This window comes from Streptomyces sp. NPDC058877 (assembly GCF_042742855.1).
GTDB lineage: Bacteria > Actinomycetota > Actinomycetes > Streptomycetales > Streptomycetaceae > Streptomyces.
On the sequence record NZ_JBHYMF010000003.1, the window covers coordinates 75,364 to 88,160 of the forward strand.

Here is a 12,797-nt window from a genome sequence, read left to right on the forward strand (position 1 = left end):
CCACCCGTTGCCGTCGGCAGCCCCACGGGGCGGAACGGGTGGGCCCGACGGAGCGGCACCCACGAATCCCGACGCAGGACCGGTGGAGTGCGGCACCCGGTCCCACGGACCCCTCCGGGGAAGGCCGGCGGGGAAGGTCAGCGGGGCCCCTGCCGGGAGCGCTCCGCCAGCCGGTCCGAGGGAGGGGCCGCCGGGGCCCTCTCTCCCGTACTCCCCGTTCCGGAAGGCAAGGGCAGCGGCGGCCCCAGGAGCCGCACCCCCACCCCGTACAGCACGAGCCCGACCAGAAGCCCTGAGCCGGCTCCGAAGCAAGCCGTCGGGATGACGTCGAGGGGCGTTTCGATCCTGTCCCAGCCCCAGTGGGCGGCCCAGCGCAGCACCCGATGGGCGGTGCCCGCGAGGACGCAGCCGCCGATCAACCCGACCGCGAGGAGACGCCCGCGCCGGCCCGGGAGCGGGGGCGGGGACGCCGGGTCGGCCACGGGCTCCGAAGACCGCAGTGCCCGCGCCGCGTAATGACCGAGAAGCCCCAGCGCCAGCGCCGAACCCCCGTACTGGACGTAGAGGTAGACCGGGAAACCGGCCACCACCTCGCCGAGGAACGGGATCGCTCGGGTGCCCCAGCGGTCGGGGTGGGTGAAGGAGTCCCAGACCACATGAGTCGTGGCCCCGAGAATCGCGGAGAGGCAGAACCAGCCCGCGAGGGCGACCGGATTCCGGTCGCGCCAAGGGCGACCACGGACCACCCCGTACACTGGCCCCCGCCACCGGGTGGGGAGCAGGGCGACGAACGGTTCGCGCACGACCAGCCACAACGCCACGAGCGCGACGGTGATCAGCAGGTCGGCGGTGACGATCCCCACGGGGGAGTGGGTGACGTCCCCGAAGAGCATCGCCTCGGGGAACGCGGTCGCGGCGAAGTAGGTCATGTCGGGTGAGAAGGAGCCGGCGACGAGGGCGGACGCAACGAGCGGACCGCGCGCGGTTCCGTTCCGGTGCAGCCCGGGCAGCACCGCGGCGGCATGACTCAGCGTGAACGGCAACGGGAATCCCCCGGCTTGGGCAACGACGGTCGCAGTGCAAGAGGGGAAGAAGCCGCTGGTCGGTTCCCGAATGCAGCCGGTCCGCAGCAGCCAAGAGGTGACGAAACCGTGAAACACGGTGAACGGCCGTTACCCGCAGGTCCAGAGTTGGCATAGGGTCGCCGGGGGTCACACACGGGGAGCGTGGGGCCGCTGTAGTCGGGGAGGGGACGAAGGGTATGACAGCGCAGATCGGCCGGCGGTTGCGCAAGGGGGCCACCAACGGTGCCGTGGTCGCCGCGGCGGTCGCCGCGCTGGCCGCCTCGCAGGCTCCGGAGATGGTTCCGCCACCCGCGGACAACGCCAGCGGGGACCAGGCCATCGGCACCGGTGACGCCACCCAGCCGTCCGGGGAAGGCTCCGCGACCGGTCAGTCCCCCTACTACACGGCCCTCCCGGAGCTGAACACGCCGAACAAGCCCGGGGCGAGCACCCACATGCCGGTGATCGCCGGGCCTGCCGAAGCCGGCATACCCGCGTCCGTCCTCTCCGCCTACAAACGGGCCGAGCAGTCGATCCGCTCGACCCAGCCCAGCTGCAACCTGCCCTGGCAGCTGCTCGCCGGCATCGGCAAGGTCGAGTCCGGTCAGGCCAACGGCGGCAGGGTCGACGACAACGGCACGGCCTCGCCCCCGATCTTCGGCCCGGCCCTGAACGGCGTCGGTTTCGCGAACATCCCCGACACCGACGGCGGCGCCTACGACGGCGACAAGACGTACGACCGGGCCGTCGGCCCGATGCAGTTCATCCCGTCCACGTGGGCCATCTGGGGGCAGGACGCCAACAGCGACGGCAAGAAGGACCCCAACAACATCTACGACGCAGCGCAGGCCGCCGGCCTCTACCTCTGTGCGGGCGGGCGCAACCTCGCGCTCAAGGCCGACCTCGACAGCGCGATCCTCAGCTACAACCGTTCGAGGGAGTACCTGAACACGGTCCTCTCCTGGTTCGAGTACTACCAGCGTGGTACCCACCAGATCCCGGACGGGACGGGAGCGCTCCCGGTCGATCGCAGCGACGGCCGCCCCACGGTGCCGTCCTCGCCCAGCCCGACGACCCCTGCGCCGATCACGCCCACGCCCACACCGACACCCGGCAAGCCGACGCCGAGCAAGCCGACGCCGTCGGAGCCCGGCACGGGAGTGGTCACCCCGCCGCCCGCTCCCACCAAGCCCCCGATCAAGCCCCCGGTCACCCTGCCGGTGAAGCCTCCCACCGTTCCGTCGGCCGCCAAGGTCACCCGGCTCACGGCCGTGGCCAACGTGAAGCTGACCACGACCACCGGCAAGAACTTCACCGGGGTTCCCCGGGTCGCGGCGCTCGACGCATCGGGCGCGCCGGTATCCGGGGTGGCCATTCGCTTCGAGATCGTCGGCACCACCGATACCCGCTTCGCCGGTGGCACGGTGGAGTCCACGGTCACCACCACCGCGGCCGGTCTCGCCTCGGCTCCCGCCCTCCGGGCCGGAGAGAAGACGGGCACCTTCACCGTACGGGCCACCGTCGTGGGCCGCCCCCTGGTCGCCGACTTCACCGCGTCCGTCACGGAGCGCCTCGCGGACGTGCTCACCCGGGTCGGGGAAGCTTCCCTCTCGGCCGCGACCGGTACCGCTTTCGCCCAAGAGCTCCAGGTGAGGGCCACCGACAGAGGCGCGCTTGCTCCCGGTGTGCTCGTCACCGCGGAGATCGTCGCCTCCAAGACGGACCCCGAGGTCAGCACCGAGGGACCGTCCTTCAAGCGCCCGGACGGCCCGCCGGTTCGCACCGTCAGCCTCAAGACCGGGACGAACGGACTGCTGACCTTCGCGCCGGGCGACCTCCTCGCGGGCGACAAGCAAGGGCTGTTCTACCTCCGGCTGACCGCGCCCGGTGGCGGCATCGCCCTCATTGACCTCACCGTCACGGATCCCGCCCCGGCCCCCTCGGAAACGACCCCGGTGCCGGCCCCCTCGGAAACGACCCCGGCGCCCACGCCCACGTCGACATCCACGCCGACGCCCACGCCCACATCTACGTCCACGCCGGCGCCCACCCGTTCCGTTTCCGCCCCGGCGACTTCCTCTTCCGTTCCCCTCACCTGATCGGCCCTCCCGGCGCAGCCCTTCGCGCCGCTGAGCTCAGTGCGCCGTCTCGCCCCCGGACACCGGGTGGTGAGGCGGCGCTCCGCGTTGTCAGGGTGCAACGTGTTCTCATCTTGCGGCCGCATTGCTACGGTGCCCCCGAATTGACGAACCATCAGATCGCACTCCGGGAGGCTGACCATGCGCGCCCTCGTTGCCGCCGCCATCGGACTCGCCCCAGTCCTCCTCTTCGTCCTCCTCGTCTCCGTGGTCGATCTGTCGCCCGACGGCCCCACCTCTCCCAAGCCCCTGCTGACGGCCGACCCCGGCCTCAAGAAGTGAGGCGGTGACCGTGCGCCGTCGAGCCGGTCTCGTCCTGCTCTCCTTCGCCGTCTTCTGTGCCGCGATGGCCCCCACCCTGCGTTGGTACGCCTTCCCCCGCCTGGCGAAGATCCCGGCGAACCAGTACCAGGAGACCGTCCTGGAAGCGCGCCCCGCGACCCTCCTCAACTACTCCACGCTCCGTGCGGAGGAGGTCGACAAGATCACGATCATCCAAACCCTCAAGGGCAACGTGGAGGAGTCCCGGCGCATCGAACGCGATGCGGGGCGTGACGTCGTCGTCTGGGACGCCCTGGCCTACGTCACCGGGCCCGACGGCAAGATGGTCTCCAAGGTCCCGGAGCGCTACATCTTCGACGCCCACACCCAGGAGCCGGTCCACGCCACCGGCGAATCGGTCGATGGAGACCCGGTCCGTCGTGAGGGCATCGAGTTCAAGTTCCCCTTCCTCACCGAGAAGCGCGACTACCAGTACTTCGACGCCCAGACCCGCACGGCCGCACCCATCCACTACAAGGGCACCCGCACCTTCCGCGGGCTGGAGGTCTACTACTTCGAGCAGACCATCCCCTGGACCGAGGTCCCCATGCCCAAGACCATGCCGGTCAAAGGCATCACCCCGAAGATCCTCGCCGACTCGGGCCTCACCCGCTGGTACACCACCAAGCGCATGTTCTGGGTCGAACCCGTCACCGGAGCCCCGGTCAACGGCGAAGAGGTTCACCGGGAGGAGCTCCGCAATGCCAAGGCCCTGATGGGGCAGGACACCCTCACCGTCTTCGCCGGCCACGTGAAGATGCGCGAGGACTACCTCGACAGCATCGGCGAGATGGTTGCCGCCAATCGCCTGGCGGTCCTCATGCTCGTCTCCTACGTCCCGTGGGGCCTCACCATCCTGGCCCTGGCCCTTCTCGCCCTCGCCCTCTGGCTGGAGGCCCGCTCGCGGCGCCCGGCCACGGAGCCGCCCGCCGCCCCGATCAGCGCTCCGCTCTGAACCGTGCACTGGTGTGGCGGGTCGGCGCCGCTGCGGACGGGTCCTCCGGCCAGGGGTGCTTCGGGTATCGCCCCCGCAGTTCCGCCCGCACCGCCCGGTAGCCCTCTCGCCAGAACGACGCCAGGTCAGCGGTGACGGCCGCCGGTCGACCGGCGGGGGAGAGGAGGTGGAAGAGCACCGGAACCCCAGCCACCCGAGGCGTTTCGGACAGGCCGAACACCTCCTGGAGCTTGACCGCGACCACGGGTTGCTCGCCGCCGTACCCCACTCGTATCCGCGAACCGCTCGGAACCTCGATCCGCTCCGGTGCCAGCTCCTCCAGACGCGCCGCTTCTCCCGACTCCCACGGCAACAACCGTCGCAGCGCCTCACCCGCGTCGATCCGTCCCAGATCGGCGCGGCGCGACGCCCTGGACAGCTCCGGCTCCAGCCACTCTCCGGCCCGCTCGACCAGTGCCCCGTCCGAGACGTCGGGCCAGGGATCTCCCAACTGGCGGCGGAGGAAGGCAAGGCGCTCGCGCAGTTCTTCGGCTCCCCGGTGCCACCGCAGCAACCCGAGCCCCTCCTGTCGCAAGCCGTCGACGAGCGCCTCCCGCATGAGCGCGGGGTCGGCCCCTGCCCTCAGCGGACGGACCGTCAGCTCGACCGCTCCCAAACGGTCCACCGACCGCGCGACCACCTCCCCGTCCTCCCAGTGGACCTCCTCACCGGTGCTCCCGAGATGACCGGCTGCCCGGCGAGCCACGGACTCGTCCACCACGACGGCGAGTCGCACCCGAGCCGTGGCGTCCCGCGCCGTACGGTCCGCCACGGCCACGGCCAGCCATGCGCTGGACCGCATACCGGAACCCTCGGCGAGCCTGGCCCCAGTCCCCGACACCATCAGATGGCCGCCCTGCTCCCGGGCCCGCGCGATCCGCTCGGGAAAGGCCAGCGCCGTCACCAAGCCGGCCGCGGCGTCATCCCCCTCCCCGCCCCGGGCCCCATCGGCCCCGGACCAGTTCCGGGCACCGCCCCCTGCCTTGCCCTCCTCCAGGATTCCGGAGGCGGACCGCTCCAGTCGGCGTGCCTCCGCCCGCCACCGTGCGCCGTACGCGTCGAAGCCCTGGCGCGCCGCCCGCCAAGCCGCCACCAGGTCATCGCCGTACTCACGCGGAGGTTCCTCGCTGAGCAGGGCCACCACTTCGGCTGCCCGTCGGACCCCGACCTCGGGCGCACCGTCCAGCAGTGCGCGCCCCAGTCGGGGGTGCAGGCCGAGCCGGGACATCCGTGCGCCCCGCTCCGTCGCTCGGCCGTCCGCATCCACCGCCCCGATCGACTCCAGGACCGTACGGGCCGCCGCCATCGCCCCGGACGGCGGTGCGTCCAGCAGTGCGAGCCCCCGTGCCGTCGGGTCGCCCCAACAGGCGACCCGCAGTGCGAAGCCCGCCAGGTCGGCGATCTTGATCTCTGGTGAGGGGAACCGCGTCCGGCTGCCGTCCTCCGCCTCGGCCCAGCAGCGGTACACCGTGCCGAATTCCTCGCGGCCCGAGCGCCCGGCCCGCTGGGTCGCCGCCGCCGTCGACACCGGCACCGTCGCGAGGGACCCCAGCCCCCTGGCGTGGTCCATCCGGGGCTCCCTGGCCAGCCCCGAGTCCACCACGATCCGCACCCCGGGAACCGTGAGGCTCGACTCCGCCACCGCCGTCGAGAGCACCACCCGCCGTCGTCCGTCAGGGCCGGACCCCCGTAGCACGGCGTCCTGCACCGCGGCGGAAGCCCTCCCGTGCAGCTGGAACACCTCGGCGTCCACCCCGTCCAGCAGCCCGGCCGTGCGTGCGATCTCCCCCGTGCCCGGAAGGAAGCACAGCACGTCACCCTCGTGCCTCTCCAACGCCAGCCGGATCGTCGACGCCACATGACGCAGCAGGGTCGGGTCCACCCATGTGCCGTGTGCCGGCCGGACCCCGGACGGTGGCGCGGCGAACCGCACCACGTATCCGTGTCCCCGGCCCTTGCTCCACACGATCGGCGCGGGACCGCTGCCCTCCAGGACCGTGAGCAGCTCCGCCCAGGCAGTGGCGTCGCTGGTCGCAGAGGCCGCGATGAGCTTCAACTCGGGGCGTAGCGTCGCCCGCACGTCCACCAGGAAGGCCATGGCGGTGTCGGCGTCGAGATGGCGCTCGTGGCACTCGTCGAGCAGCACCACGTCCACCCCTGCGAGCTCGGGATCGCGCTGGAGCCGCTGGAGCAGAAGGCCCGTGGTCACCACCTCGACCCGGGTGGTGGGACCGGTCCGGCGTTCGCCGCGCACCGCGAAGCCGACCCCGTCACCGACGTCCTCGCCGAGCAGCCAGGCCATCCGCCGGGCCGCTGCCCGCACCGCCATCCGCCGTGGCTCAGCCACCAGCACCCGGCGCTCCGGTCCTTCCCCTATGAGTCCTGCGAGCGCCAGCGGCACCAGCGTCGTCTTGCCGGTGCCGGGAGGGGCGGACAGCACCGCCGTGCCGCGCTCCGCGAGCGCGGCAAGCAGCTCGGGGACGGCATGGCGGACGGGGAGGTGGTCGAGTGCGTCGTTTCGGATCACGCACTCAGTCTCGTATGCGCCGCAAGAAGAACGGCATTCCCGTCCACAGGGCCCGTCGATGATCGGATGATCGGTTTGGAAGAGTGTGTGTGTCCACCCCCGGAGGATCAGTCGTTCCGCTCGCAGACGAAGATCGCGGTGCCGGGGATCAGATTGCCCCGGAGCGGGGACCAGCCGCCCCACTCCTGGTTGTTCCAGGCCGGCCACTCCGGCTCGACCAGGTCCAGGAGCCGGAAGCCTCCGGCCACCACGTCCCGCACCCGGTCCCCGAGCGTCCGGTGGTGCTCCACGTACACGGCCCGCCCCTGTTCGTCCTGCTCGACGTACGGGGTGCGGTCGAAGTAGGAGGCGGCGACCGACAGCCCTTCCGGGCCCGGCTCGTCCGGGAAGGCCCAGCGGATCGGGTGCGTCACCGAGAACACCCAACGGCCGCCCGGCCGCAGCACCCGGCGCACTTCGCGGAAGACCCGCACCGGGTCGGCGACGAACGGCACCGCGCCGTACGCCGAGCACGCCAGATCGAAGGAGCCGTCCCGGAAGGGCAGCGCCCCGGCATCCGCCTCCACCAGCGGCACCTCGCCACCGATCCGCAGTGCGTGCTGGAGTTGCCGGTGCGAAAGGTCGAGTGCCACCGGTCGTGCGCCCTGCGCGACCAGCCACCGCGAACACTGCGCCGCGCCCGCGCCGATCTCCAGCACGTCCAGGCCCTTCAGGGAGCCGGCGGGGCCGAGCAGTCCTGCTTCGGCCTCGTCGAGTCCCTCGGGGCCCCACACGAACCGGTCGTCACCCAGGAAGGAGCCGTGATCGCTCTGGTACTCGTCGGCGTTCCGATCCCACCATCCGCGGCTCGCCCGGCTGCTCTCCGCGTCCCCCGCGTCACGTCGGGTCGCTTCCGCCTCGTCGGCGTCCCCGTCGACCGCGTCTTCGTGTCCGTACTCTTGGTTCATCTCGCCCGCCGATGTAGTTTGCGCTCAGTGCAGCTGTGCGGCGGACCTCCGCCGTGACGGCGCAAAGGACGTGTGTGGTGCCGGAATCGAGTGGATCCGTCCCGGGTGCGCGCTTCGCGCATTGACCCTGTCCGGCCGCCCCCGTATGCTAAAGGTTGCGCTGCGGGCTTGCGCGCCTCAGACGGAGCAGGCCGCGCTCGTACCTGTTGTATGTCCCCTCGGTTTTCGAGGCCCTCTGCCGTTCGCGGAAGGGGCGCTTCATTGGCTGTCCGGCTTCTTGGTGCGATACGGGCTCTCGGCGTAGCAGTACCTACGACTTTCTGTCCGTAACCGGAGCCCTTTCCCACATGACGAGCAGCACCGAGACCACCGCCACCACCCCGCAGGTTGCGGTCAACGACATCGGTAACGAGGAAGCCTTCCTCGCCGCGATCGACGAGACGATCAAGTACTTCAACGACGGCGACATCGTCGACGGCGTCATCGTGAAGGTCGACCGGGACGAGGTCCTGCTCGACATCGGTTACAAGACCGAAGGTGTCATCCCGAGCCGCGAGCTCTCCATCAAGCACGACGTCGACCCGAACGAGGTCGTCAAGGTCGGCGACGAGATCGAGGCCCTGGTTCTCCAGAAGGAGGACAAGGAAGGCCGCCTGATCCTCTCGAAGAAGCGCGCTCAGTACGAGCGTGCCTGGGGCACCATCGAGAAGATCAAGGAAGAGGACGGCATCGTCACCGGTACCGTCATCGAGGTCGTCAAGGGTGGTCTCATCCTCGACATCGGCCTCCGCGGCTTCCTCCCGGCCTCCCTGGTCGAGATGCGTCGTGTCCGCGACCTCCAGCCCTACGTGGGCAAGGAGCTCGAGGCGAAGATCATCGAGCTGGACAAGAACCGCAACAACGTGGTCCTGTCCCGCCGTGCCTGGCTGGAGCAGACCCAGTCCGAGGTCCGCCAGACCTTCCTCACGACCCTCCAGAAGGGTCAGGTCCGTTCCGGCGTCGTGTCCTCGATCGTCAACTTCGGTGCCTTCGTGGACCTGGGCGGCGTCGACGGTCTCGTCCACGTCTCCGAGCTGTCCTGGAAGCACATCGACCACCCGTCCGAGGTCGTCGAGGTCGGCCAGGAGGTCACCGTCGAGGTCCTCGACGTGGACATGGACCGCGAGCGCGTCTCCCTGTCGCTGAAGGCGACCCAGGAGGACCCGTGGCAGCAGTTCGCCCGGACCCACCAGATCGGTCAGGTCGTCCCGGGTAAGGTCACCAAGCTGGTTCCGTTCGGTGCGTTCGTCCGCGTGGACGAGGGCATCGAGGGCCTGGTCCACATCTCCGAGCTGGCCGAGCGCCACGTGGAGATCCCGGAGCAGGTCGTCCAGGTCAACGACGAGATCTTCGTCAAGGTCATCGACATCGACCTCGAGCGCCGTCGTATCAGCCTCTCGCTGAAGCAGGCCAACGAGTCCTTCGGTGCCGACCCGGCCTCGGTCGAGTTCGACCCGACCCTGTACGGCATGGCCGCGTCCTACGACGACCAGGGCAACTACATCTACCCCGAGGGCTTCGACCCCGAGACCAACGACTGGCTCGAGGGCTACGAGGCCCAGCGCGAGGCGTGGGAGACCCAGTACGCCGAGGCGCAGGCTCGTTTCGAGCAGCACCAGGCCCAGGTCATCAAGTCCCGCGAGGCCGACGAGGCCGCCGCTGCCGAGGGCGCTGCCGCCCCGGCCGCCGGCAACGCCGGTGCGGGCATCTCGGGCGGTTCGTACTCCTCGGAGTCGGACGACAACTCCGGCGCCCTGGCGTCGGACGAGGCGCTCGCCGCCCTCCGCGAGAAGCTCGCCGGCGGCCAGAGCTGAACAGGCTCTCCGCTGAGCGTTAGCCGCTAGCGAACCGAGGCCCACTCCCCACGCGGGGAGTGGGCCTCGGCCGTTCCCGGTGACCTTTCCCTTCGGGAGCGCTCGGATTCTTCCCCGGAAGATCACGGGGCCGGGAATGGCCGTGCCGTGGACGGCGTTCTCAGAGAGGACACGAGGAGGAGCGGTAATCGTGCTTGATCCGCAGGAGTTGTACGAATGGGACCCGAAGGGCGTGGCCGTCGTCGACCTGGCCCTGGCACAGGAGTCGGCCGGCCTGGTCATGCTGTACCACTTCGACGGCTACATCGATGCGGGCGAGACCGGTGAGCAGATCGTCGACCAGCTGCTCGACACCCTGCCCCACCAACTGGTGGCCCGCTTCGACCACGACCGGCTGGTGGACTACCGGGCCCGTCGTCCCCTGCTGACCTTCCGACGCGACCGATGGGCCGCGTACGAGACGCCGTCCATCGAGGTCCGCCTCGTCCAGGACGCCACCGGCGCACCCTTCCTCGTCCTCTCCGGACCGGAGCCCGACGTGGAGTGGGAGCGCTTCTCCGTCGCGGTCCGACAGATCGTGGAGCGTCTCGGAGTGCGCCTCTCCGTCAACTTCCACGGCATCCCCATGGGCGTCCCGCACACCCGCCCGGTCGGCCTCACCCCCCACGGGAGTCGGGTCGACCTCATGCCGGGCCACCGCAGCCCCTTCGACGAGGCCCAGGTTCCCGGCAGCGCCGAGTCCCTCGTCGAGTACCGGCTCACCGAAGCCGGCCACGACACCCTCGGTGTCGCCGCCCACGTGCCGCACTACGTGGCCCGGTCCCCCTACCCGGACGCGGCCCTGACGGCCCTCGAGGCCGTCACCGCCGCCACCGGACTCGTCCTTCCGGGCATCGCCCACTCGCTGCGGACCGAAGCCCGCCGCACCCAGACCGAGATCGACCGCCAGATCGGCGAGGGCGACGAGGAGCTGGTCGCCCTCGTGCAGGGCCTTGAACACCAGTACGACGCGGCTGCCGGTGCCGAGACGCGGGGCAGCCTGGTCGCCGAGCCCGTCGACCTGCCGTCGGCGGACGAACTGGGCCGCGAGTTCGAGCGCTTCCTCGCGGAGCGGGAGGGCGACGCGTAGTCCCACCGGGGCAGGCCCTAAGCTGCCGCTCATGCTGAAGGTGGGCCTGACCGGCGGGATCGGCGCCGGCAAGAGCGAAGTGTCACGGCTGTTCGTCTCCTACGGTGCCGTGCTGATCGACGCTGACCGGATCGCGCGCGAGGTCGTCGAGCCGGGGACTCCTGGGTTGGCGGCCATCGTGGAGGCCTTCGGGGAGGACGTCCTCACTGCGGAGGGAACGCTCGACCGTCCCAAGCTCGGTTCCGTCGTGTTCGCCGACGCCGACCGCCTGGCGGCCCTCAACGCCATCGTCCACCCGCTGGTCGGGGCCAGGTCGGCGGAGCTGGAGGAGCGTGCCGGTGCCGGGGACGTCGTCGTCCACGACGTGCCGCTGCTCACCGAGAACGGGCTCGCGCCGCTGTACGACCTGGTCGTGGTCGTGGACGCGTCCCCGGAGACCCAGCTCGACCGGCTGGTTCGACTCCGCGGCATGGCGGAGCCCGAGGCCAGGGCACGGATGGGAGCCCAGGCCACCCGCGCGCAACGGCTGGCCGTCGCAGACCTCGTGATCGACAACGACGGACCGCTCGATGCGCTGGAGCCCCAGGTGCGGAAGGTCTGGGAGGAACTGGAGCGCCGCTCCGAGGCTGCCGACGGGCAATAGCCACGGAATGCGACCGTCAGGTCCGGTGTTCAACCGCCGGATCGAGGGGAAGGATGCCATCGTGGCCGACAGGAACCCGGAAACGCACGTCATTGACTTTCGCGCCGCCGAGCACCTGCTGGCCGCGCGGGACCCCCGTGGTGCCGTGAAGCTGTTGGACTCGGTGATCGCCGCCCACCCCGAGAACACGGCCGCGCGCCTGTTGCGAGCCCGGGCGTTCTTCGCCGCTGCGCAGCTTCGCCCCGCACAGCTCGAATTCGAGCTGGTGCTGGAGCGCGAACCAGACAATGCCTTCGCCCACTTCGCGCTGGCCCGGACCTTCGAGCGCGCTGGCAACACCGCCCGGGCCACGCGGCACTTCCGTCTCGCCGCAGCGCTCGACCCGAAGCCGGAATACCTCAGGGCAGCGGGCTTCGACTCCGGGGGCTGATCGGTCTCGAGGGCGGGCCGTCAGCGTCTTCTGCCGCCGCGGTCGGGCTCGTACGGGGGGATGTTCCGGCCCGGCTGCCAGTGCGGCCCTTGGTGGAGGTGGCGCAGCACCATCGTCAGGTCGACCGCGACCACCACGAAGAGCACCCCGCAGGCCGCCGCCCAGCCGGGCCGCCCCACCAGTGAGAACACGGTCGTTCCGAAGGCCGCCCAGAGCAGCCCCCAGAGGCTCAGCCAGAACCGCAGGCGCAGGGCGCTCCGCGCGTTCGCCGGCTCGTTCCCGGTTCGCATGACGGTCGCATCTCCCCTCGGGGCCCGAGGTCACTTCCAGCATGTACCCGGGGCGGGAGAAACGGAACGCGGCCGTGGGGGTGGGGCCCCTCAGTGGATGGTGCTGTAGCTGCGCCAGGGCAGGGCCCCCGGCGCGACCCGGTTGCTGGTGTTGGTGGGCACGTAGATGGACTCCTTCCCCTGGCAGTTGCGGGTGGGGTAGAGCACGATGTCGACCAGGGTGTTGTTCTCGACCTTGGTCACGCCCGAGGGCGCGAGGCGGTGGCAGCCCTTCACGGAGGGACTCGTCACGACCACTGCCACTTCGCGTTCCGTTTCGTACGCGATGGTGCCCACGGCGGTACGGCCGAGCCCCGAGCAGCCGGCGACGGCGAGGGTGAGCAGCACGGCCCCGATGGCGGTCGTGAGACGCCGGCGAGCGGACATGGCGGATCCTCTTCTGTCGTGTTCCACGGAAGCGT

General features: G+C 70.8%; 12 protein-coding genes. 7 read left to right on the top strand and 5 right to left on the bottom strand.

Annotated elements, in window-relative coordinates; translation table 11 throughout:
- Positions 1-137: 137 nt before the first annotated feature.
- The gene (locus ACFW2Y_RS01575) at positions 138-1,043 is read right to left on the bottom strand and encodes a DUF4184 family protein (RefSeq protein ID WP_384871876.1); all 906 of its coding nucleotides are present in this window, start codon (positions 1,041-1,043) and stop codon (positions 138-140) included.
- A gap of 218 nt (positions 1,044-1,261) precedes the next feature.
- Here ACFW2Y_RS01575 and ACFW2Y_RS01580 point away from each other — a divergent pair, with 218 nt between their 5' ends.
- From ACFW2Y_RS01580 to ACFW2Y_RS01590, 3 genes are all read left to right on the top strand, one after another.
- The gene (locus ACFW2Y_RS01580; protein WP_384871880.1) at positions 1,262-3,163 is read left to right on the top strand and encodes a lytic transglycosylase domain-containing protein; all 1,902 of its coding nucleotides are present in this window, start codon (positions 1,262-1,264) and stop codon (positions 3,161-3,163) included.
- A gap of 180 nt (positions 3,164-3,343) precedes the next feature.
- Positions 3,344-3,484 carry an SPW_0924 family protein gene (locus tag ACFW2Y_RS01585; protein WP_384871883.1) on the top strand — a complete coding sequence of 47 codons (141 nt, stop codon included), beginning with the start codon at positions 3,344-3,346 and terminating at the stop codon, positions 3,482-3,484.
- Between the two features lie 10 nt (positions 3,485-3,494).
- Positions 3,495-4,478 carry a DUF3068 domain-containing protein gene (locus tag ACFW2Y_RS01590; protein WP_384871971.1) on the top strand — a complete coding sequence of 328 codons (984 nt, stop codon included), beginning with the start codon at positions 3,495-3,497 and terminating at the stop codon, positions 4,476-4,478.
- Here the strand turns inward: ACFW2Y_RS01590 and hrpB are convergent.
- Both hrpB and ACFW2Y_RS01600 read right to left on the bottom strand, forming a co-directional pair.
- On the bottom strand, positions 4,462-7,044 hold the full coding sequence (gene hrpB / locus ACFW2Y_RS01595) for an ATP-dependent helicase HrpB (protein WP_384871886.1): 2,583 nt from the start codon (positions 7,042-7,044) through the stop codon (positions 4,462-4,464). The two genes, ACFW2Y_RS01590 and hrpB, sit on opposite strands and share 17 nt — an antisense overlap.
- A 107-nt stretch (positions 7,045-7,151) precedes the next feature.
- Positions 7,152-7,991: a class I SAM-dependent methyltransferase gene (locus tag ACFW2Y_RS01600; RefSeq protein ID WP_384871889.1), complete on the bottom strand. Its 840-nt coding sequence runs from the start codon at positions 7,989-7,991 to the stop codon at positions 7,152-7,154.
- Positions 7,992-8,338: 347 nt separating this feature from the next.
- On the opposite strand from ACFW2Y_RS01600, the gene rpsA reads away from it, so the two are divergent.
- The 4 genes from rpsA to ACFW2Y_RS01620 all read left to right on the top strand — a co-directional run bounded on the left by rpsA (position 8,339) and on the right by ACFW2Y_RS01620 (position 12,046).
- Positions 8,339-9,844, top strand: a complete 1,506-nt coding sequence (gene rpsA / locus ACFW2Y_RS01605) for a 30S ribosomal protein S1 (RefSeq protein WP_030692649.1) — start codon at positions 8,339-8,341, stop codon at positions 9,842-9,844.
- 190 nt (positions 9,845-10,034) lie between these two features.
- Positions 10,035-10,973: a PAC2 family protein gene (locus ACFW2Y_RS01610; RefSeq protein ID WP_384871893.1), complete on the top strand. Its 939-nt coding sequence runs from the start codon at positions 10,035-10,037 to the stop codon at positions 10,971-10,973.
- A 31-nt stretch (positions 10,974-11,004) separates the two neighbouring features.
- On the top strand, positions 11,005-11,616 hold the full coding sequence (gene coaE / locus ACFW2Y_RS01615) for a dephospho-CoA kinase (protein ID WP_384871896.1): 612 nt from the start codon (positions 11,005-11,007) through the stop codon (positions 11,614-11,616).
- 61 nt (positions 11,617-11,677) lie between these two features.
- Positions 11,678-12,046 carry a tetratricopeptide repeat protein gene (locus ACFW2Y_RS01620; protein WP_384871973.1) on the top strand — a complete coding sequence of 123 codons (369 nt, stop codon included), beginning with the start codon at positions 11,678-11,680 and terminating at the stop codon, positions 12,044-12,046.
- 20 nt (positions 12,047-12,066) lie between these two features.
- On the opposite strand, the gene ACFW2Y_RS01625 is transcribed toward ACFW2Y_RS01620, so the two are convergent.
- Positions 12,067-12,336 carry a DUF6343 family protein gene (locus ACFW2Y_RS01625; RefSeq protein ID WP_384871899.1) on the bottom strand — a complete coding sequence of 90 codons (270 nt, stop codon included), beginning with the start codon at positions 12,334-12,336 and terminating at the stop codon, positions 12,067-12,069.
- A 90-nt stretch (positions 12,337-12,426) separates the two neighbouring features.
- Positions 12,427-12,762 (bottom strand): hypothetical protein, encoded by a 336-nt coding sequence (locus ACFW2Y_RS01630; protein ID WP_384871902.1) that lies wholly within the window; start codon positions 12,760-12,762, stop codon positions 12,427-12,429.
- Between the last annotated feature and the right edge of the window lie 35 nt (positions 12,763-12,797).

Excerpts from the sequence above, each read along its gene's own strand:
- ACFW2Y_RS01580 (WP_384871880.1), top strand. The coding sequence starts at position 1,262 with ATGACAGCGCAGATCGGCCGGCGGTTGCGCAAGGGGGCCACCAACGGT.
- ACFW2Y_RS01585 (WP_384871883.1), top strand. The coding sequence starts at position 3,344 with ATGCGCGCCCTCGTTGCCGCCGCCATCGGACTCGCCCCAGTCCTCCTC.
- ACFW2Y_RS01600 (WP_384871889.1), bottom strand. The coding sequence starts at position 7,991 with ATGAACCAAGAGTACGGACACGAAGACGCGGTCGACGGGGACGCCGAC.
- rpsA (WP_030692649.1), top strand. The coding sequence starts at position 8,339 with ATGACGAGCAGCACCGAGACCACCGCCACCACCCCGCAGGTTGCGGTC.
- coaE (WP_384871896.1), top strand. The coding sequence starts at position 11,005 with ATGCTGAAGGTGGGCCTGACCGGCGGGATCGGCGCCGGCAAGAGCGAA.
- ACFW2Y_RS01625 (WP_384871899.1), bottom strand. The coding sequence starts at position 12,336 with ATGCGAACCGGGAACGAGCCGGCGAACGCGCGGAGCGCCCTGCGCCTG.
- ACFW2Y_RS01630 (WP_384871902.1), bottom strand. The coding sequence starts at position 12,762 with ATGTCCGCTCGCCGGCGTCTCACGACCGCCATCGGGGCCGTGCTGCTC.